Source organism: Paenibacillus maysiensis, assembly GCF_000520815.1.
GTDB classification, from domain to species: domain Bacteria; phylum Bacillota; class Bacilli; order Paenibacillales; family Paenibacillaceae; genus Paenibacillus; species Paenibacillus maysiensis.
Genome location: NZ_ASRY01000154.1, coordinates 1 through 20,970, shown reverse-complemented (window position 1 = coordinate 20,970; position 20,970 = coordinate 1). Strand labels below are relative to the sequence as shown.

The 20,970-nt window shown below is 45.2% G+C and carries 17 protein-coding genes and 1 pseudogene; 2 read left to right on the top strand and 16 right to left on the bottom strand.

Translation table 11 applies throughout. The features are described from left to right. Positions 1-106: 106 nt before the first annotated feature. The 11 genes from racE to L696_RS0109550 all read right to left on the bottom strand — a co-directional run bounded on the left by racE (position 107) and on the right by L696_RS0109550 (position 8,722). Positions 107-916 carry a glutamate racemase gene (racE, locus tag L696_RS0109595; protein WP_025683453.1) on the bottom strand — a complete coding sequence of 270 codons (810 nt, stop codon included), beginning with the start codon at positions 914-916 and terminating at the stop codon, positions 107-109. A gap of 208 nt (positions 917-1,124) precedes the next feature. After that, positions 1,125-1,448 carry a YtxH domain-containing protein gene (locus L696_RS0109590; protein WP_025683452.1) on the bottom strand — a complete coding sequence of 108 codons (324 nt, stop codon included), beginning with the start codon at positions 1,446-1,448 and terminating at the stop codon, positions 1,125-1,127. Between the two features lie 96 nt (positions 1,449-1,544). Further along, positions 1,545-2,192: a helix-turn-helix transcriptional regulator gene (locus L696_RS0109585; RefSeq protein ID WP_025683451.1), complete on the bottom strand. Its 648-nt coding sequence runs from the start codon at positions 2,190-2,192 to the stop codon at positions 1,545-1,547. An 8-nt stretch (positions 2,193-2,200) separates the two neighbouring features. Beyond that, a complete protein-coding gene (locus L696_RS0109580) occupies positions 2,201-2,641 on the bottom strand; it encodes a DUF86 domain-containing protein (RefSeq protein ID WP_025683450.1) in 441 nt (146 codons plus the stop codon). Between the two features lie 24 nt (positions 2,642-2,665). Then, complete coding sequence (locus L696_RS0109575) at positions 2,666-2,953, bottom strand: Dabb family protein (protein WP_025683449.1); 288 nt, start codon at positions 2,951-2,953, stop codon at positions 2,666-2,668. A gap of 80 nt (positions 2,954-3,033) precedes the next feature. Continuing rightward, complete coding sequence (locus L696_RS0109570; protein WP_025683448.1) at positions 3,034-3,459, bottom strand: phage holin family protein; 426 nt, start codon at positions 3,457-3,459, stop codon at positions 3,034-3,036. Positions 3,460-3,786: 327 nt separating this feature from the next. Then, positions 3,787-4,923 (bottom strand): polysaccharide deacetylase family protein, encoded by a 1,137-nt coding sequence (locus L696_RS0109565; RefSeq protein WP_025683447.1) that lies wholly within the window; start codon positions 4,921-4,923, stop codon positions 3,787-3,789. A 616-nt stretch (positions 4,924-5,539) separates the two neighbouring features. Further along, positions 5,540-5,893 carry a hypothetical protein gene (locus L696_RS0109560; protein ID WP_025683446.1) on the bottom strand — a complete coding sequence of 118 codons (354 nt, stop codon included), beginning with the start codon at positions 5,891-5,893 and terminating at the stop codon, positions 5,540-5,542. 98 nt (positions 5,894-5,991) lie between these two features. Further along, positions 5,992-6,534 (bottom strand): polymorphic toxin-type HINT domain-containing protein, encoded by a 543-nt coding sequence (locus tag L696_RS29400; RefSeq protein WP_081750710.1) that lies wholly within the window; start codon positions 6,532-6,534, stop codon positions 5,992-5,994. A gap of 50 nt (positions 6,535-6,584) precedes the next feature. After that, positions 6,585-7,823, bottom strand: a complete 1,239-nt coding sequence (locus L696_RS0109555) for an IS110 family RNA-guided transposase (protein ID WP_025683445.1) — start codon at positions 7,821-7,823, stop codon at positions 6,585-6,587. Between the two features lie 122 nt (positions 7,824-7,945). Further along, a complete protein-coding gene (locus L696_RS0109550; RefSeq protein ID WP_025683444.1) occupies positions 7,946-8,722 on the bottom strand; it encodes a recombinase family protein in 777 nt (258 codons plus the stop codon). Positions 8,723-8,884: 162 nt separating this feature from the next. Between L696_RS0109550 and L696_RS0109545 the strand changes: the two genes are divergently transcribed. Further along, complete coding sequence (locus L696_RS0109545) at positions 8,885-9,091, top strand: helix-turn-helix domain-containing protein (protein WP_025683443.1); 207 nt, start codon at positions 8,885-8,887, stop codon at positions 9,089-9,091. A 2-nt stretch (positions 9,092-9,093) separates the two neighbouring features. Here L696_RS0109545 and L696_RS31420 read toward each other — a convergent pair whose 3' ends face one another. The 4 genes from L696_RS31420 to L696_RS0109520 all read right to left on the bottom strand — a co-directional run bounded on the left by L696_RS31420 (position 9,094) and on the right by L696_RS0109520 (position 19,766). Next, positions 9,094-9,417 (bottom strand): hypothetical protein, encoded by a 324-nt coding sequence (locus L696_RS31420; RefSeq protein WP_025683442.1) that lies wholly within the window; start codon positions 9,415-9,417, stop codon positions 9,094-9,096. 1,100 nt (positions 9,418-10,517) lie between these two features. Next, a complete protein-coding gene (locus L696_RS0109530; RefSeq protein ID WP_025683440.1) occupies positions 10,518-11,066 on the bottom strand; it encodes a CPCC family cysteine-rich protein in 549 nt (182 codons plus the stop codon). A 16-nt stretch (positions 11,067-11,082) separates the two neighbouring features. Continuing rightward, positions 11,083-16,515, bottom strand: coding sequence for a polymorphic toxin-type HINT domain-containing protein (locus tag L696_RS0109525; protein ID WP_025683439.1), 5,433 nt, complete (start codon positions 16,513-16,515; stop codon positions 11,083-11,085). 14 nt (positions 16,516-16,529) lie between these two features. After that, entirely contained in the window at positions 16,530-19,766 is a 3,237-nt protein-coding gene (locus L696_RS0109520; protein WP_025683438.1) for a hypothetical protein, read from the bottom strand. 299 nt (positions 19,767-20,065) lie between these two features. On the opposite strand from L696_RS0109520, the gene L696_RS0109515 reads away from it, so the two are divergent. Further along, positions 20,066-20,650, top strand: coding sequence for a helix-turn-helix domain-containing protein (locus L696_RS0109515; protein WP_013370447.1), 585 nt, complete (start codon positions 20,066-20,068; stop codon positions 20,648-20,650). 174 nt (positions 20,651-20,824) lie between these two features. On the opposite strand, the pseudogene L696_RS31870 reads toward L696_RS0109515, so the two are convergent. Then, positions 20,825-20,970: pseudogene (locus tag L696_RS31870) on the bottom strand (FGGY-family carbohydrate kinase); the annotation flags it as partial.

Sequence of the window (20,970 nt, the reverse complement as noted above, 5' to 3'; positions counted from 1 at the left end):
CTTCCATCTGTCTTACTGCATGTTATGCAGACGCGGCGTGTCTTGATGAAGCGAAGACCAAAACAACCGATTCTTTTGTCTAATGACAAAAAAATCGGCTGTCTCGTCAATCGAGATTGGTAACCTGCCAAACAACAGGCGTTTGACGAATTTGCTCCCCAAGCCACTGTGCGGCAATGCTCTGGAACAATTCCGGATCACCGGAACAAAAAAGCTGATGCACCGGTGTCTCATCCCCGGCTTCCAACTTGCCCTTGTTATACAAAATCGTACTCGTCTCACGAGCCGTTTCGTCTGCTGAGCTAATCAGCTTCACGTTGGGGCCCATCACTTCCTGAATCGTTTCCTTCAAAAAAGGATAATGCGTACAACCAAGAATCAGACAATCAATCGGGTACGCTTGAATCGGTCTCAATGTCTCCTCTACGACCTCTGATGTTGTCTCTGAACGGAACAATCCCTGTTCCACCAAAGGAACAAGCGAAGGGCAAGCATGGCTCACCACGTCTACATAAGGGGATAGTTGCTTCAGCGCAGCCGTATAGGCTCCGCTTCGGATTGTACCTACAGTCCCAATCACCCCGACATGCCCGGTGGCTGTTGCGCTAATTGCAGCACGTGCCCCAGGGTGGATGACTCCAATCACCGGAATGGATACCTTTTGGCTAATATAGTCCAATGCCGCGGCTGTTGCCGTGTTGCATGCAATAATAATGACTTTCGGATCAAATTGAATCAGAAAATCAACCATTTGCTCTGTAAATTTCTTAACCTCTTCCGATGGCCGGGGTCCATACGGGGTGCGCGCAGTGTCTCCAAAATAAATGATTTTTTCCCTTGGAAGCTGACGCATGACTTCCTTAACAACCGTCAGACCTCCTACACCGGAATCCAATATTGCAATCGCTTGCTGCACGTACACACCGCTTCCTTTTTTGTTCAAGTATGAGTCGTTCCCTCTTGGGAAGCTATCCGTTGCTACATACCTTATGTTGTATTCGAGTAAAAGGTACCCCAAAATATTACCCGAAAAAGGGAAAACGATCAACAAAGAGACTTCATCCCAACAGGAGAAGCCTCGAAGCGAATCCATATTCAGTTATATTATATTGATTTAGAACTGCTTACAGGGTATCCTTTTTGATATCTTCTGGAACAGGATCGGATGAAATGCTGACTTCAGGAAGAACTCCGCCTTTTTTGCGAAATTGTCCGATTTCATGAATAACCGCTGAGGCCGTATCCTTAATTTTATCGGTATACTCAATAGAGGCATCTGTAATTTTCCCAGCCAGTTCCTGCCCCTTATCACTGACTAGACGTGCCTGATCCGTAATGTCCTGACGCAGATCACGACCTGACTTGGGGGCAAACAACAGCGCAGCGAGCGAACCGGCAATGCTACCTGCCACCGCACCACGGATAAAGCTTTTGTGGTTTTCTTTCATCATCATCTCTCCCTTATGCCCGGGCGAATGCCCATCTGTTAATGCATTATAAGCAGGGAGAGCTTGTCATGACACAGCGAACGACCATAAAAGCTCCTACTTTTTTCGGGACCGGATACGATACAGGCAGCAACGTCCTCCATCCGCCAGGCAATCCTCACGAACAACCTCGGCATCAAGCAGTTCCTCGAACATTTGCTGCTCGCATTCACAAGCCTTGCCGTAACGGCCTGCGATTTGAGAAATCGGACAATTGTATTCCACAATAGAGTAGCTCCCGTCCTCTTCTTCCCGCCACTCCGCCATATAACCGGAAGCGTTCTGAATGCCGGAAAGCTTTTCCACTCGTGAAGCCAGCGTGGTCTCGCTCTCTATCTGAGGAGCGTAACGCTTCATCATTTTGCGTTTTCTGCCGTCAAACAGAGAGTAAACAGCTTCCATTCCCTGCTCTTCATCCAGTTCCTCCAGTAGTTCCAGCAACAAATGATCATAATTGCGGGGAAACTGCTCACTTCCCCGCTCGCTCAGACTGTATAAAAACGTCGGACGTCCCATCGCCTGCCGCACTACGGTAGCGACGATGAGACCATCCTGCTTCATCAATTTGAGATGCCTGCGCACCCCCATTTCGGTAATGCCTAATTGAACTGCCAAGCTTCCGACGCCCACAGGTCCCTTGGTTTTCAACAATGTCATAATCATGCGCCTGGTGGGCATTTCGGGAACGATATACTTATCCGTCACTTTAGCCTTTACACTCCCTCGGGCTGCGGACCCAATTCCTTATTTAAATAGTCATGCACACTGGATGCAAAACGCTCCAATAGCTCGGGCAGCTCAGGTGTGAGCGAATGAAGGCTCGTCCGGTCCCAATGGAAATACTCCTGCACCAAGGGTTTCCGCAAGGCGACCAGTTCCATGATCGGATTAAACACGGTATCATCCAGTACGCCCTCTTCATGAATGATACCGATAATATCCTCGTAGCTGCTGGCATCGCGCATAATAAATCCATCAATGATATAGCTTCCTACGTCCGTTACCGTTTCAATCGCCAGATGTAGGCAGCGCTCCTGCACCAACCCCTGCAACAAGTCTCCGTTCCAAGCGGCCGTTATGCGGCGGAGTCCTGCAGCAATGTCGGGAACGGCACCTAGTCGAAGCTCAATTTGCTCCCGATTGACATAATACAAGGTCCTTCACCTCCCGTAACCGCTTCAAATTTCATAATCAACTGCGATCGATACATCCTTCACTTCATTCATGTGTACAATGATCTCCTGATGCACAGGGTGTACCTGATACGTCTGCAGATCCTCCAGTGTTTCGACAACAGCCGTAAGGGAAATATCATAAGATCGTTCCGAACGAATCACATCCGTACCTACTTCGAGTGATAGAAGTTCTTTGATTTTGCCATTCATGCTGCGCAAGACGGACGCCGTATGCTCAATGCTTTCAGGGGAGCGGTCTTTCAATTTGAACAAAACAATATGTTTAATCATGCGTATAGGCTCCTTATCTTAAAATGTTCTCTTGAAAATTTTATCATAACGCCCCGCATACGGAAAGAAACTTCGTAATTCTAGCGATCTTTTCCACCATCTTTCCCGCCAGACTCCTTGTCCTTCAGCAGAGCAAAAAAATTCTTGAGCTTCGGTGGGAGCGGCAAGCCCATGCGTGAGCAGTTTTCCGTAATCGAGATTAATTCATTGGATAAATAAAAATACGTCGCCGCTCCTTTCATGATTTCAGTGCCCATCAGGAGGTCTACATGATGTGCCAAAGAAATCACCATCAGCATCAAAGCCTTCCTCGTCAATCCCCAAAACCCTGCTTTGCTGCTCAAGCCTTCCCCAGTCTTAATCGCTGCGGCAACCCCAGTCACATAATCAATAGCCATTGCAACCGTGAACAGCACCATAAGCTGATTCCAGCCGCCAAATGCAAAGGTAATAATGGCACCTGTGGTAGCACAAAACATACTAAACATAGCCGGATTAATATTCATACCTGTTCCTCCTCTCGGGGCGGTTACTGCAATATATGCAGCGACGTGGCAACCCGTAAAGTCATATAACCTGAAGAGGGAACTGAATTCATAGATTCATATAAAACAAGCTGCAAAGCTCATGACTTTCTGTGCACACACGACAAAAAACACCTTAAAAAAACTAATAAATAGTTTTAAAGGTGTCTTTACTTCCTTTATTAGGCAATGTAACGCTTGTTTATTCTTTTATACAGGACGTTGGGTTTCAGCTTACCGTTTATATAAAAAACAGGCTACCCTCTTTCAAAAAATAAAGTAGGGTAGCCTGTTTTTCAAGCTATTCAATCAACGATGATCATTCCAAAAATTAAGCGGAGTCAGATTGTTATTCAACGGCTCGAACGAATAGCCTTCTTTCTGCAAAGCAGCCATGATTTGTGGAAGCACCTTGATCGTAGATGGTTTATCATGCATAAGAACGACAGGTGTTCTGCCTTGCTTTTTCAATCTTCGAATGTCACTCAGAACGGTTTTTACAAAATGCTCTGGATTTTTGGTATAACGCCAATCATTCGAATCTATATTCCAGTCCCAAATATGATAGCCTGCACCCGTCAGTTGGTCGCGGTAAGCTTTCTTCAAATACGGTTTGCTGCCATAGGGAGTACGAATTAAAGAAGTACGTTTTCCAGTTGCCTGGAATAAAATCTCATTATCCTGATTCATTTCTGCAAGCGCCGCTGCCGGAGAAGCATAGATTTTCTTCACCTGATGCGTCATCCCGTGCAAGCCCAAGCCATGACCCGCCTCTACCATTCTCTTCATAACTGCACTATGTTCACGAATTTCCGGTCCCAGCATAAAGAAAGTAGCCTTGGCATTATATTTATCCAAAATATCCAACAGTTGTGAAGTATGCGCCGTAGGACCATCATCAAAGCTCAAATAAATCGTTCGGCTCGATGGGGAAGCGTTCCCCTTAGTTCCTCCATTGCTAGCTTTGCCGGGCTTCACGGCTGCATACCGTTTAATTTCTGCGGCAAATTTGTTCAAAAATTGTGTATCAGACAAGCTCGCATTCGCGTTCTGAATCCGATATAGATTACTTGACGGAATGGTGATGGTAAATCCGAAGGCATCCGTCAATGTACGGATCGGCACCATCGTACGTCCTCCGCGCTCGAAAACATCACCCTTGGTCAGATCCAGCGTAAAGCTGCGATTATGTCCGGTCAACATCAATGTACGTCCGCTAGCCGAAGTGGAGATCCCCATCTTTTGACCTAATGTAACGATAGGTACATACAACTTGTCATTTTCCATCACTGGCCGAATCGTATTAGAATCCAGTAATACATCATTGACTCCCAGCAAAGGAGCCTTCGCTTGCGCACTTGCCGTATTCGTATGTATGCCCAACAGACCCAAACAACAGATCGCCATCAAACATACAGCCATCCATTTTACATTCAAAAACTTCATTACTTACACCATCCTGTGCTGTATTTTATATGTGCGGGAGCTATCTCTAGCTTGTCTATGAAGTTATACAGACATGACGATATAGACATGGCAATATAGACATTCACTAAACATATAGAACATAAACGCATCTCAACCGATTGAATCGGAACGCCTTTCCTTCCCCTCTATATATATTAATAGATTACCAGAGTACAGTATGTAAATATAGTGAAACAATTCGACAACAATCTCGCAACCCCCACTGTCCGATAGGTTACAAAATTGTGAATAAATCCATTGAGGTAGAGGATGCAAGCAATTAACAAATTGTTTTATTGGAACCAGTGCTTATGAAACAAGTCTTTCATGTATTTTGTACACAGTATTAATGGTCAGAACAGACCACTTGCCCTTTACCCATTAGGAAATTATCTGTATTATCATTTATAATATTTCTCGAACCTGCTCGTGTTTTTTAGGAAAGAGATTTCTAATTGAAAATAATGTGAATCAGCTTTTTATTTCAATATTACTATAATTTATAATCTGGCTATATTCGAAAAAGTTTTCTATCTACTATTGTGTGAATCACAAAAAAAGACCCCAAGAAGATTTCCCCTTGAGGTCAACAATATTAAAAATCATCGGGATGAGACCAATCAAAATCATCTTTGGAAAGATCATCTCTTGCGTTAAGCATACTCATAAAATATTTAACTGTATCCTCTAATGTCTCTGAGATTGTCTTACCAAACCCAACTCCACTCTCCGTAGAATCATCCTCAAGGCTTTTCAGTTGGATATTCGTGAAACCTGCGAAAGTACCATCCGGTCGTTCGTAGACTTTCACCTTAAATTTCCCAAATGGAATCTTATTCAACTCCCAAACTTGAAATTCCGCAACGCATTTCTCAATTCTGGCCACACCTGTAATATTCATGTTTTTCCAATGTTCCAAAATACCACCCACCGTTTTATTGTTTTCCAAACGAAATAATAATCTCTCACTTTAAGAAGCACGGGACAGAGGTAGGGGCCGAAGATGTAGCCCAATATATCAGAAAAGCTGAAGGGTTTGCTCAAAATCTACGTCGTGCTACAAAAAGTGCTGTGGATGGAAAAGTACAGGGAGTAATTAGATATAAGAAGAATGGAAAGTATATTGATTACGGAATTGAAACTTCCTTTAATCCATTTTGACAAGTTAGAATTTGTTAGATCAAAAGGATTACAGTTGATATTATGAACCCAAATCCCTAAATCACTAACAAAGTAGGTGTGGAAGTCATCGACTGTAAAATTGTACACCTTAACCTTCTCATCATGCTTTACAATATTGATTTTGTCCACCGTCAAGGTATTTCCGTTGCTTTGCTGTAGCCTATTCCCTACCTGTAAGTCAGCTGCTAAGACCCAACCTTTACCTTCAACCCAAAACGGATGATTGTCCGTTGTTTCAATGACTTCGTCACCTACAGTCAGTTTGTAGATGAATTCCTTGTTATTTCGATATAGATGAGTAACTTCCTTGTAATCTATCTGGCCCGTATCTTCATCCTTGGAAAGAACCTTATCTCCGACTTCAATGTCTTCAATATTTTTCTCCCCTTCGTTAGTTAGAAACTTGATTCAGGGAAGAAAGAAGGTGGCAACTGTTTTCAGCTACCACCATTGTATCATTAGCTTGCCGCTCGTTCAGGTAAAGCGGTAAGACGGTATTCGGTTTTGTTCTTCAACATGCTATAAAGGATGGTAACGAGCCTTCTCATAATGCAGATGATTGCTTGCTTCTTCTTTTTGCCTTCACTCAATCGCTTCTCGTAGTATTCACGGAATATAGGATTGAGTGGTTTACTGGAAGTTCTAGCGGTATGCACTCGTCTTACTGCAAGCCCCCACAGAATCTTATTCAACGCTCGATTTCCTTGCCTTTGGTTACGGTCTTTACCTCTACCACCGCTGCTCATTTGGCTTGGTGTAAGCCCTGCATACTTGGCTAGCTTGTCAGCACTTGTAAAACGGCTTATGTCTCCGATTTCAGCCACGATAGCCGAAGCGGTAACGTCATCAATACCCGTAAAAGTGTTCAGTTTGAAGTCTAGCTTCTGCATGATGTCCCGAATGTGGTTCTCTACATCGGTCATTTCACGATGTACGTCACGGATTTGATTCACATGGCTTCGGACAAGGAAATCCCGATGCTCCTGACCGTTCCGCTTCGTATTCCCGTCTGCTTGAACATTTTCGAGAATGAAGGCGGCTTTCTTGGTAGAGCAGACGTTATTGCTGTTCTTCCGAAGGAACAACGTCAGGTCTTCTAGCGTGACCCCCTCAAGCAAATACGGGGAAGGATACTCATGCCAAAAGGCTAGTGCCGTTCTTCCGTCCACTTCGGAGTAGAACTTGCTGTAACTTGGATAGTTGTAGCTTAACTGCGTATGAAGCTGATTCTTAAGCATGACAAGCGTATCTCGTAAGCTGTACCGCCGCATTACTAGCTGTTTCAGAATCCAGTAATCGTCTTGTGGGTGAGCACTCGGCAATCTGTCCAGTTCATCCAATAGCAATTTTGCAATGTTCTCTGCATCCCAACTGTCATGTTTCTCTGTCATGGCATAGCTTTTACGCTTCCAGTTGGATAGTGCGGCATTGACCTCTTTGACTAGGAAATGATTCTCTACAAGGTAAACAGCTAATGACCTTCCATAGCCGCCCACGTCTTCAAGTCCGAATACAACCGTCATACCTTCCTGTAAATGCTTCCTAACTTTGCTTACCACCGCAGGGAAAGCCGATGGCTTGTTCTCAAATTCAATGACCTCTAGCTTCTCATTCCAACAGTTGATGACAACAGCGGTATGCGTCCGCTTATGTAAATCAACGCCAACATAAATAAACTGTTCCTTGCGATGTCTCATGGTGAGTATCCCCCTTCGCCGCTTATAGCGATTAGGGAAAAAGAATAGCCGCATCGTCTGTTTAGTATTCTCCCGAAGGGATACATTGAAGGGTAAGCGTGTCCATTCTTCCTCTTTAATCGCTATAAGATGGCTTGATGTAGTCCTGTTGCGGTAATACCGCCATATTGATACTGGCCCTCGTACAGCGATTTACGGTCAAGTATCCGTTTGACCTGTACTTTCGTAAACTGCTTGCCTTGTTGTGTCGTAAAGCCTTCTAGGTTTAGCTGAAATGCGAGCTCAGATAAAGACCAATTCGGGTTCTGTTCCCGTATGTCAAAGAGCCTTTTTACTGCTTGGGCTTGCCTGTCATTCACTTCTATTGCTTTATGACCTTTACGGGCTTTGTAACCAAATGCCGCCCGTCCTCCTGCATAGCCGCCCTGTTGGGCTTTCTTGTTGCGTCCTCTGCCTAGCTTGAGGGCGATTTCTAGTCGTTGATACTGGTCAAGCAATTCCATAAGTCCATTGATGAGGAAATCGCTTGGGTCTTTCTTATGGATGGAATAAGTCGGTTGCTCGATGCTTTTCACATCCACGCCGTACTTCTTGAACTCCCGATGAACCAACACTTTCACGATGTCAGACCGCCATAAACGGCTTGTATTGAGGACAACAACGGCGTCATATTCACGGGTAGTCAGGGCGGCTAACATGCTCTGAAAGCCAATTCTTTCCACTTCTAGAGCATCCTCATTCACCTTCGCTCCGCTGATACCTTCATCGCTGTATATGGTCATCAGATTCCATCCTTGCTCCTGACAATAGGAACGGATTTCATCTTGTTGGTACGCTAGACTATAACCGTCTTTGGCTTGTCCTTGTGTCGAAACCCTAACGTAACCGATGACATTCATGCTGTTTCCTCCCCCTCCGTTACGATAATTGAAATTAATGTAACGGTATTCCGTATCACCCTTCTATTATAGAACGGTATACCGTTGCAGACAATAGTTTTTCAGTGATATGATGGAGGAAATCACACTTTTGTAACGGTATTGCGTTACTTGGAGGTTACTATGCCAGTCCGTTTACGCCTTAGAGAAATCCTAGAGGAGCGGGGTATCAGTCAGCGTGAACTTGCTCGTAGGATGAATATCCGTTCCAGTACCGTAAGTCACCTTTGCTCCGACAAAGTTAATGCCGCTTACTTCGATACATTGGAGCAAATTTGCAAAACACTCAACATTCCCCTCAATGAACTGATTGTTTTGGAAGATGAGTAGAACTAAGCAACTGGGACTGAGACTTTACTAATCAGGCCGCCCAATATGGCACATGGTACAGTGATTGCTTCCTCCCACTGTTCTTCTGCCGGTCGGTCGAAGTCCAATGTCGGACGTCGCCGCATTTGCTCCACGATTTCTCTACGGTAATAAGCCGTAAATCCCTTTTGTTCCAATTCGCCGCGCATCAATCCGTAAACCCTTTGTTGCAGTTTCGGTTTTAGTAAATCAACCGAGATTGCCTGAGCACAAAGATAAAGTTTGTTGAAACGCGGCGGATACTGAACCAAAACGCTCATTGGGATTTTTTCATCCGGCTTATACACGATTTCAAATCTCGTTAATTCGCCTTCGATCTCACCCCACGCCTTTGTAACAGTTCCATCCTCTTGTCATACACTATGCAATATCCGGCTACTTGCCGCTGATGTCGCTTGTTGGAGTAGAACGTCCCCTTTCTTTTCTTCATGTTCCGCCCTGTCAATGACAGGGCGAACAGTTCAGACAAGGGTAAGGGAATGTCGAACGCCACTTCTGAACGAACATGCAGTATGTCCGTTGCGTTACTTCCAATCTTTGAAATCCAAGACATGAAGTGAATTAGGGATTCAGGCGGGCATTCAAGCCGAAGCGTATTTTTCCTTGAAGGTCGGGCATATAAGAGTCGATACGAAAGATATGCCCAGTGCTTGCCCTCCCTTACTCTTACACGGTACTTAAATCCCTTGTCCTCCACGTAATATGCGGCATTGTAGTATTCACATAGCCTCTGACGAAGTGGATTGAAGAACGTCCAATACACATTCGTAAAGTCCACTACAATACGGTCAATTGATACTTTCACGCCTTCCATGTTCAGCCCCCACCGGAAATTTTTTTAACGAATTTCCGTCTATAATTAGAGGGCAAGGTGGCTAGCCTTCACGTTGCCTTACCTGTATATGTCAACTGGTGCGCTACCAGAGTGTTCTTGCACGGTAACAATCGGAGCAAATGTCCGGATAGTTGCGAAGCAAAATGAGTGTTTATTAAATTGCTTCTCACTCTTAATGGTCGTGGTACATAAAAATAAAGTTGCGAAAGTCTTTTCACCATCCCTATCGAATTGAACTACTTGATAGTTGCGATGTTATTTACGTTTTAGCGAATTTCAGAAAAACCGTGAGAAAACGAAGATAAGGTTTTCGCAGCAAGATATGATGGTATCTGATGATATTGGGGCTTTTGCGAAGTTAGAGGATGTGGTAAAAGGTTATATTTTTCAAGCATTGCATGTGCGTACAGGCATATTAGAGGATTATTATACTGGGACAATGAGGGTTAAGTTCTTTTGGACGAAGCCGCCCTAATCATTCGGTACTGGGTGGGTTAAAAAGAAAGCCTTGAAGGATTTATCCCTCAAGGCTGAGCACTTGTTACATTTTTATTATTTACTAAACATCTCAAGTCTATCTGATTCAAGGAATTGTAACGAAGACTTGTTCACTACACCGAATTCAATAAAGTTATCACGGGCTTGAGCAAGTGTCATGTGGTTGGGGGAGCTATGGTAACTTGGATCTGTACTTCCATCATCTTCCCAAAAGCATACTGGGCAAATATCGTATTCACCCTTTGTTGGAAGTGTCTTAAATTCACAACACGGACAACTATAAAGTTCTTCCTGCAAACCCTCAACCTCCTGATTAGAGCCAAGGATAGCTGACACTCTTTTCGATAAATACTCGTTTCTGACCCCATGATATTTTTTTCTTAAAGCCACAAGCAACAATGCACTGTAAACTTCATCCATTATATCTTTCTGAGGTTCATCATAATTTAGTATCTCCGATTGCAATGTTTCCGGCAACTTATCAAATTCAGGATCGTCTTGGTCTATCCCCCACCAGTCAATTAGGATTTCTTCCCGTTCTTCCTTAGATAAATCTTCAATCGTTGTTTTTAAGATAATAGCTATTGCTTCATCTCGATTCATGTTTTCACCTCACTTATTAACCGCCACCGAGTGATTTAGCAAGATCAATTGCGGCTTGGAACGGGTCAGCAGACCGTCCGTCATCTTTGTAAAATGTCCTTATTTGTCGATCTTTAATGTGACCTACAAGTACACGTCCTGATGAAGGGTCATATTTAACAAGGAAATTACCTACAACCTGTTCTTTGAACGAGGAGTTGGTTTCAGCAGCAAAACCCTTCGCAAGTTTTAGATAATCGTTTTGAGAAATATCACCGAATTCATCTCCATGTTTTTCCCAATGGGGCTTTAATTTGCCGCTACTAAATCCTTTCCAGTTTATCTCCGCACATGAGATATTATGAACCCATATTCCCAAACTGCTTACATAGTACGTATTGAAATCAGCAACCGTAAAATTGTATACCTTAACCATTTCATCATGTATTACTTTGTTGATTTTATCGATTTTCAAAGTATTCCCGTTACTTTGTTGTAGCTCATCTCCCACCTGTAAATCAGCCGCGAGCACCCAACCTTTTCCTTCAACCCAAAACGGATGGTTTTCGGTTGTTTCGATAATTTGATCGCCTACCGTAAGTTCATAGGTCATCTCCTTATCATTTCGATACAGATGCGTGACTTCCTTGTAAGCCTGTTCACCTGTTACTTCATCCTTGGCGAGAACCTTATCTCTGACTTCGATGTCTTCGATATTCTTCTCCCCTTCGTCTGTTTGAACTTTCGTTCCCGCCGTAAAGCAGTTACAAGGGAGCGCTTTGGCTGCTTTTAGATTTTTTTCTGACAATTCGACAGATCGTTCAATATATCTTCCTTCTTTACTCGTCAGCTTTATAATCAATTTTCCGCCTTTAACAAACTTACCCACGGGAATAAATCCTACGGCCGCAAGTGTTTTGTCAAAGGTAGATGCTTTGGGATCAAGCAGCGTGTTAATATCATCCACAATCATGAAGTTGGCTACTGCCGTGGATGCCTGTATGGTTCCTGCTTTAAACTCATTCCAGCAAGTCCCCATCCCTACTCTTTCACAATGAATAATCGTTTTCTGGTTGGTATAAAATATCCCGCCTTTAGTCGTAGGCATAAATTCATGCCCACTAGGGTCTACATATCCGAGTGGATTATTGGCTACATACGCATACCCGTTCAAGCTCTGCGGATCGCTAATCTCGCCTTGATACGTATCCTCGCCCATAAAACGGGCTGTGCCCGGGTCGTACCAGCGAGCCCGCAAATACTGGAGTCCGGTCGTCTCGTCCCAATACTCGCCAGCATAGCGCAGCACATTCGGTACGGTCTCCTTGACCGTCTCCGGGCCGCCCCAGATATCGTAGCTGTAGCTGTTCAGCTCCTTGCCTGTGCTGTCACTCAGGCCCACCACATCCCCGTGGCCATTCAACTGGTAATATTGCAACTGTCCGCTTGCTTTATCTTGTCTAGCCCACAGTTGACCAGACAAGTCATACACGTAAGCGTACGTGATCTTCGCTGCTCCACCTTCGACCTCAGCTTCCGCAATTAGCTTCGCTTCTTCGTCATAGTAATACCGGGTCGTTTTGCCGCCCTCTGTACGCTCGTACAGCAGCCCGTCTCCGTTATAGCTGTACCCGACCTCTTTGCCTTCACCGCTCACCTTCGTCAGACGGCTGACAGAATCATACGTATATTCAGCGTTTTTCATGCCAAACACTTTGCCGCTGCCTTCGGCGCTTCGGTTTCCATTCGGATCATAGCCGTAGGTCTTGTTCTTCTCACCTGCGGCTTCGCTGGCTATTCGGTTTGACGGGTCGTATCCAAATTGGTCTGTTGTTCCGTTTTGTGTACGTCCGATGATGTTTTTATTCCCATCCCGTTCATAACCAAATTGGTGCAGCGCCGTACCGCCTTGCTCTACCGTTACCCCGGACAAATCCAGTCCGTTATAGCTGAATCGCGTACTCAGCCCTCTGCTTGAAGCCTGACTTTTCAGCAAACCATTCGGTGCATACTCAAATGTCATGCGATCCAGTGAACCGCCCGTAGCAGCACTCGCTCCTGCCACACTCTGTACGTTTGCTGTACCCGTTCCACTGCTAACGTCCATTTGAGTCACTTGGCCCAAGCTATCCAGCTTGGACTGGACATGCATAGACGTTCCAGAAGCATCGGTCAGCACATAACCTGTGCGAGACTGCTTATTGTACTCATAGCTGATTTGCGTGCCGTCCGGGTACTTCAGTCCGGTCAACGACCCATCGGATGGATCATAGGCATAGGAGGTCGTACCCTGCCCATCTGTCATGCTTTTTCTTCGTCCTGCGTTATCGTAGGTATAATTGGTTTTAAAATCAGGGCCTGCTGCTTCCGTAACCAGCCCGTCCGCGTTATATTGAAAGGTGATTGCGTCCGATTTCCCCGTCAACATACGGGTGATATTGCCATCCGTATCGTAAATATTTAGCGTTGTTCCTCCGCTTGACTTCTCAAGTAACGTACGTCTGCCCAGCTCATCATACGAATACACATTCTTTTGCCCATCAGGATACTGAACAGTCTTCAAATTTCCGGCCAGATCATACATATAGCTGGTCTTTTGTCCAGATGGATCTGTGACGGAGATCATTTGTCCCAGTGCATCGTAATCATAGGTCATACGTTGGCCGTTACCGTCCGTCCGGCTAGTGACCATACCCGCATGATTATAAGCTAACGACTCCAGCGGCTGAAAGGATCCATTTTTAGCTTCTTGGGTGGAAGTCACACGACCTAAAGCATCCGATACCTCACGCACACGATAACCAGCCGCATCCGTATAAGTGACCGTTCGATCCACCGCATTATACGCCACGGTATCTGCTGTTCCATCCGCATAGGTCGTCTTCACAGGCCGTCCAAAAGCATCGTAGGCGTAGCGAGTGGTGGCTTGTTCCGCATCCGTGCTTTCTACCCTATCTCCATGATCGTCATAACCGTATCCGTAGATCGCATCATCCACCTGCTGCTGGAGCAGCTGTCCGAATGGATTATACAATCTTTCAGCGCTCACGCCATCGGGCCCGGTGACGGTGACATCGTTCGTATCATCCTTATACACCACAACGGTTTGAGTTCCATCCGGATAAGTAACCTTCGTTACACGCCCCAACGCGTCATACACATAGGACTCCGTTTTGCGCTTGGCATCGGTTTGGGACTTGATTTCTCCAGTCGGATAGTAATCATACGTATACTCAACACCTTTAGGCAAAAGCTGCCTTGTTGGGAGCTGAGAACCATAAGGAGAATCATAATCAATAGACACATCCGTATAATTTCTATCATCAATGAGAACTTTCTGACCGCTTACATTCCCTTTTGCATTGTAAAAAGTATACCTGTGTGATAAAAGCTTCCCTTGCTCTGTACCTTCATAGTTTTTCAGTTCATACAATTGGCCCTCTGCTTTATAGGTTCGAACTGTCGTTCCGGTTTTTCCTTCACTGATTTTGCTAACCGTCTGAACAGGTTGTACCCAGAAAAAAGGCTCATTAGAGGTTTTATACGTATGAACCGTCTCCGATCCCGTACTTTGGGATATTTTCAAAGGAAGACCATATTCATTGTAGTCATAGGAGGTCGTTACAGGTTCTGATGGAGAACCGCCCTCCGTATAGGACTCTCGCATTTGCACAGGCAAATTCCAGTTCACAGCATCATTATACGTATAATCCACATGATAGCCGGTAGAATCCCCCTCTTGATCATAGCGGCTTAGAACAAGTTTGTCTGGTGCATGATCTCCTCTAAAGGTTTTGCCAAAACGGAAGGTTTCCGCTGTACGTGTTCCTGTAGCCGTCACCGTCCATTCAGCGTTGTTGCCATAGCTGGCCAGATCTTCTCCCGAATAGGTGAAATCTATTTTATTCAAAAAACGATTGCCTGCCGTCGTACTGTACACATCTGCGCGTGAAACCACCTTGAACACGCCTTGTATACCGTATACGCCTATTTGCTTGTTATAGGCTTCATAACGAATGTCTGTGATGGACGAAGTAGGTCGTGCAATTCGCGTGAGCAGCGCCGATGCATTTTGCTGTAAGGCCCCAGTTTTCCCCTCACTATCTGCTACCAAATTAAACGGAGCATCCGTTAAAGTATACGTATAGCTTGTGCTTCTAGAAAGAGAATCCAGCACTTCCGTTAGCACCTTGCTGCTTCCCTCGTCACTTTGACGATAGGTGTACTGATGGTCTGTGCCCTGCTCTTTAACAACAAGCTGTCCGGCATTGTAAGTGAAGTCAAGCTCTCTGCCATCATTATTTCGAATCGAACGAATGAGCTTAGCTCCACCAGAACTTGTATAGTCAAACTCCACCCGATTCTTATACGCATCCTGGATTAAAATCAAATAACCGTCCTGATCCAGATAATAGTCATTTCCATTCAGCTCTGCTATTTTGTATGCACTGCTTACTCCCTGCACGCTTGCGCTTTGATCTGTACTGATCTTGAGATCTTTGTATGCATATCCTTCAAGCTGCAAATCATCTCTCAGTTCATAGGAGCCCGTTCCCGGCATGTACAGATACTGTTTACCATCCTGTTCCTGCATGTGGGGAAGATCCCATTTCCAGCCTCTACCCAGACCAGAAGCTGCTTCCTCCTCGCGAATGGCACTTGTGTTTGTGTACACACTCTCATGTTGCTGCACACCAATCTGGTTATTCGCCAATGAACTGTTATACACACGAGTCAGTGCAAAGGGCAACGATCCTGGCAGCACCAAGTCCGTATTTTGCACGATAAGCTGTCCAGAAGCGGTTGATACACTGTTGTCACCGTAATCCAGCCCATAACGCGAAGTATCATCACTTAGCCTGCTTTGTGCAAGCGCCGCCTGATCAAAAGGGGCATACACATCTGTTGTAGCAGATACCTGTAACAAACTTTGTTTAAGTAAATCCTGCCCGATCAGACCGTTTTCTCCTAGAATCGGCGCATATACGGAATCATTTACACGGGGTATGGATGGTATACCTACCTCAGTCGTCTCAGGGACCAGCGATGGTTCCTCACCCTTATCCAGCGGTTTGGGATTCACCACTTCATCCTGAACGGGCTTTTCACCTGCCTTGAGTTCAGCCGGCTCCTTGGACGGTTCCATCTTCGCTTTTGTGCTCAATTCAAGCCCATTTTGCTGTACCCACAAGGCAGGACTTTGTTCAGGTAATGAGTTTTCCCCACCATCTTTTTGCCATGCTTTATAAATATCATATAAAGTATAGCCTTTGGATAACTGTGCATTGACCCAAGCCTGATCCTTACCTGTTTGCTGTGCAAGCCATGCTCTGGTAATAATCTGTGGAGTGGAAGACGAAGACTGAGAAGCCGCAGCCTCTCCTTTCCCTTCCTCTCCATATGCCCATGTACTCCATGGACCCAGCAGCATTGCCACACATAATAGACTACAAATATAACGTTTAAACACATGCTCACCCCTATTTAATTTGTAAAAGGAAATACCTTCTTCAGCCGCATACTGACGTTTCCGTTTAAATCATAATGCAGCTCGATTTGATCTCCGGTGGAAAAAATAACTTTATTCAGTCGGTTCCCTTTGCCGTATTCATATGAAGTATCCTTGCCAAGCGCCATATGTGCTGCCTTAATTACGGTTTGTAATGCGCCACTATTAGTTTCTGCCAGCTTCACATAAACGGTTTGTCCTGCCTTCATCTCATACTCTAAAACAGTGAAATTCCAACCATATATTTGCGCTTGCTCTGTTGAGGAGACAAGCTGATTCGAAAAATCAGGGTCGGTAAACAAGGTTACAATAGGCTGCTGCGCAGCTTCGTTGGATTTTTCCTTCACCGCAAAACGGTACATTCCGTCTTCTTTGGGCGTAAACCGATATTTCCCTTGCTGACCTGCCGTAAAGTCAGCTTCCTTTTCTATGAGTTCAATGAGCTCGTCCAGCTTGCTGTCATCGTTATTTTTCATAGCAAACAAACGATAAGGCGCTCCAAAGTTAACAGCAGGAGTAGCTGCCGCTACGGCAAGATGAATGTTTGCTTTACCTGGCACTTGCTGTAGATTATCTGTCGCCTCTTTATATTCACGAATCACTTTTCCAGCCTGATCCGTAACGGTATACTGATACGTTCCACCAGCCGTCTTTGCATTCGTCAAGACAGGGGCTGCCTCGCTTCCGCGATTGATCCATACTTCCTGCTTTCCGCCGGACAAAGACGTTTTTAACAACGCCGGGTCAGTACCCGCTTCAGCCTTGATCTCATTTCCATAATTAAAAGTTACAGCCTGTGGTGAAGTCACAGTCACGACTAGCGTTTTTCCTGCCCCAAGTAAGATCATAGGCAACGAAACACCCATGCCTGCGTCATCCACCTTGGAATGAACACCGGTACCTTCTCCATATATGGCATAGTCATAGAGACGATTTTCACTTGCAGCATTGGAGGTCAGCGTAGAAGTCTCTGTACCTGTATTCACGAATACGTAGCTCTCTCCTTGATTAACGGTTACCTGACCTGCCGGAGCTTGGGCATCATCCACGTCGAATATTCCTAATGGACCGCCAAACGTAACCGGTATATCCGATACAGAAGTAATCACCACGTAGCCACCAGCCTCTACTAGAGGCAATTGCGTTGTATCATTCACTTGGGTGAAAGTTCCGTCTGCACGGTAATTGGTATAGCTCCACTTCATACCGTTGGCAGAAATGACATCCAGAGCTTTGTCTATAGAACTTACATTAATAAATCTTCGACTTTCTCCACGTTTTAACGTAATTCGATGGAATGCCGCCTGCCCGCTGAGCAAAGCCTCTACTTTACTGCTATAACTAAAGGTGATTGGCCGATCTGATACATTGGTGACAATTGCTTCACCGCCCGCGACAATCTCCGGATCTACTATATTGTTGAAATGATCTGATGTAAGTAAACGAAGTCCTCGATAGCTTGCAGAATCAAAGCGTGCATTCCCGCTACTTTTATCACGCCGCAATGAGTTCGATTGGCTATCATGATTCCGGAAAACATACGAATCCCCCGGTTCCAAAGTCGTTTGGCCGATACCATTGTCATCTTCGCTGGCCTTAAAGCTCCGATAGATACCACCAAAGGTGATCGGCGTGTCACTGGTTACCGTCACGCTGGCCTTTTTACCTGCACCAACCAGAAAGGTTGAGTTTCCAGTACTGCGTCTGGATTCCTCCATGCCGTTCGCTTTATACAGGACCACATCAAATTTGCCCTTAACGGTTGGAGCGGTGCTGTGCAGATTCCTTAAATGATCACTGATATTCGTATAAGCATAACTTTCACCCTTCGATAAGGTTACGCGTAAAAAGGCAGGATCCTTGCTCGTTTCCCAGGAAAAATCGTCCGTATAATCAAATGTAATCGGTCCTGGGCCCATTACAGTCACAATGGCATAACCTGATGCTGGAATCATAGGACCAGCCTGGCTGTTAAAACCGTAGGAATTGACCGTTCCATCCGGCTTGTAAATAGCATAATCGAACAAGCTTCCTGCCTTTCTGGAGTTGTTGTAGATCGGGTTCATCAGCGTGCCGTTATTATGGAAAATGTAGCTCTTGCCTGCCTCAAACTCGACGCGACTGATCGCATCACCGCCGACAGGACGGGCGATAAAGTTACGGTAAGGCGCACCGTATGTAACCGGGCTGGCTGTAACCTGGGTAATAACCGCGTATTTGTCTACACCGACCTGCGGCTTGGCCGAAGTGCCGGTGCCACGCGAGGATTCCGTTCCATTGGACAGATATACAACATAGTCCAATTTATCCTTGGGTGTACCGTCGCTCTCAATCGAGTCTAATCTGGTTCCAACATTAATAAACTGATAGCTTTCTCCCTGATTCAAGCTAACCCGTGCATAAGCGGGCTCTCCGGTACTTTCTATACTGTATTTTCCGTACGGTAAACCAAAGGTCACGACATTTGAAGTACCACCTGTAACGATCAGTTCCTCACCTTCAGCCAAAGAGGGATGAGCAATGCTGTTAAGGCCAGATGCGGCTAAAGTTCCATTTTCCCTGTATTTGGCATAATCAAAACGGCGATTGTCCTTACTTGAACCATCATGCTGAATCGAATGGGCAGTCCATCCGTCATTCACGATCCGGTAACTCTCATTCTTAGAGACCGTAACACGTTCCAATGCCGGACTCTCCGATGTGCTGTAGGTGAAGACATCCGTTACCTTTACGGTTAATGCTGTTGTCCCTGCATTCGTAATAAATGCTGTACCTCCCCCGGGAACACCAATGGGGCTTATGCCGTAATCCATATGGACAGTGCTGATATCTCCGTCCTCTTTGTAACTCACACTATCATACAGAATGCCTTTAGATTCGGAGGCGTTACTGTATATGGATTTACTAATCGTATCTGTATTCTCAAATTCATACGTTTCCCCGGGATCAATAGAGATCGACGTATATTCCACGTTTGCCGCCAAACTCATCATTAATGCGTTATAGACGCTGTTTGTCGCAGAAGCAGACGGGGTGAAAGAAACGGTTCCATCAGAAAGCTCAAGTTTCTCCTGTGCCGTATCCGCTTGATTTTGTTCTACTCTGTCCCTCGTGTCTTGCTTCTCCGCTCCTGCCACACTAGGCAGGCACAGCAAAGTGTTTGCTGCCAAAAGTGCCGTCAGAAACCATATCATTATCTTTTTACAAACCATCTGACTGGATAACCTCCTCTTGTCATTCAGGAAATAGTTGGGTACACTTGGAATCCCCTATCCATTTCTCCCTCTTATAAGCCTTACAATCATAAAAAAAGAACATATTCCCTCCGTTTCCATAAAAGTAGACACAATTCAATATATCGGCCCCTTAAGCAGCCCTTTTCATAGGTCAAATGGACCTTATTTTCCATAAACCGGTTAAGCCCATGGGATTAAAAGAAAATCAGGAGGGGAGTCACTTGCAAAGTCCCCTTCGGGTATAGTAGTATGTGGTTAAAAAAATCGGAGGATATATGCCTAAACAACAAGATAAACATTCCATTCAGGCGTGGTCTCTGATCAATCGCAAATATTTGGGAAAAGGTGTGCGCGTCAAACGTTTTCGCAAGCCGACACGCTGTCAAGTACGCAATCGTGTTCTGCTAGCCGTTTTGATGGCTAATGACATTAAACTGTCTCAGCTTGCCGAGGAGCTTTCCATTTCCTCACGTAGCGTCAGCGCGTGGGTATATGAGGGCCGTATTCCCGGCAACACTAATCTGGAAAAAACATGTAACACTCTTGGGTATCCGCACCATATTCTGTTTAATGAAGAGGTTGTCCGGCGTTCACCGCTCATCTGTCAGCCATCACCGTCCCGTTTTATGAAACGGACTGTGACTCGTTCCCCGGTCAAAAACCGGATTTTGGCGGGTCTGTGTATGGTCCATGATATTTCGGTGACCGATGTCAGTCATTGGATTGGCGTTCATCCCGGCACATTCCGAAAATGGTTGCATCAGGGTACCGTTCCTTCTCAAACCTTCCAGGATCAGGCGGAACAGTTTTTCCGCATTCCAAAATCCATTTTGTTTGCTGATGCCATGCTGAAAAAGTGAGAATGCCCGTTAAAACTAAACGATTGTACTTTACCTGAAAGTCTATGAAAGGAACGCATTACCATCTTTCATTTCACAAGACTTTCGCTTGTTGCAAATTATGGAATATAAGAACAAAAAAAGCACAGTCTGCCGTTTTCTCGGCGTACTGTGCTTTTTTAGATACCTTATCTTTTAAGAATGAGTGCTTGCCGCTTCTGTAGAACGCCCGGCTTCTTCCTTAATCGCCTTCAGCTTCTTCATCACCGGATTGCCTCCACGTCCAAAGTAGTCGTGAAGGCGGCTGTATTCCTCGTACAGCTTATCATAGACGGCCGCGT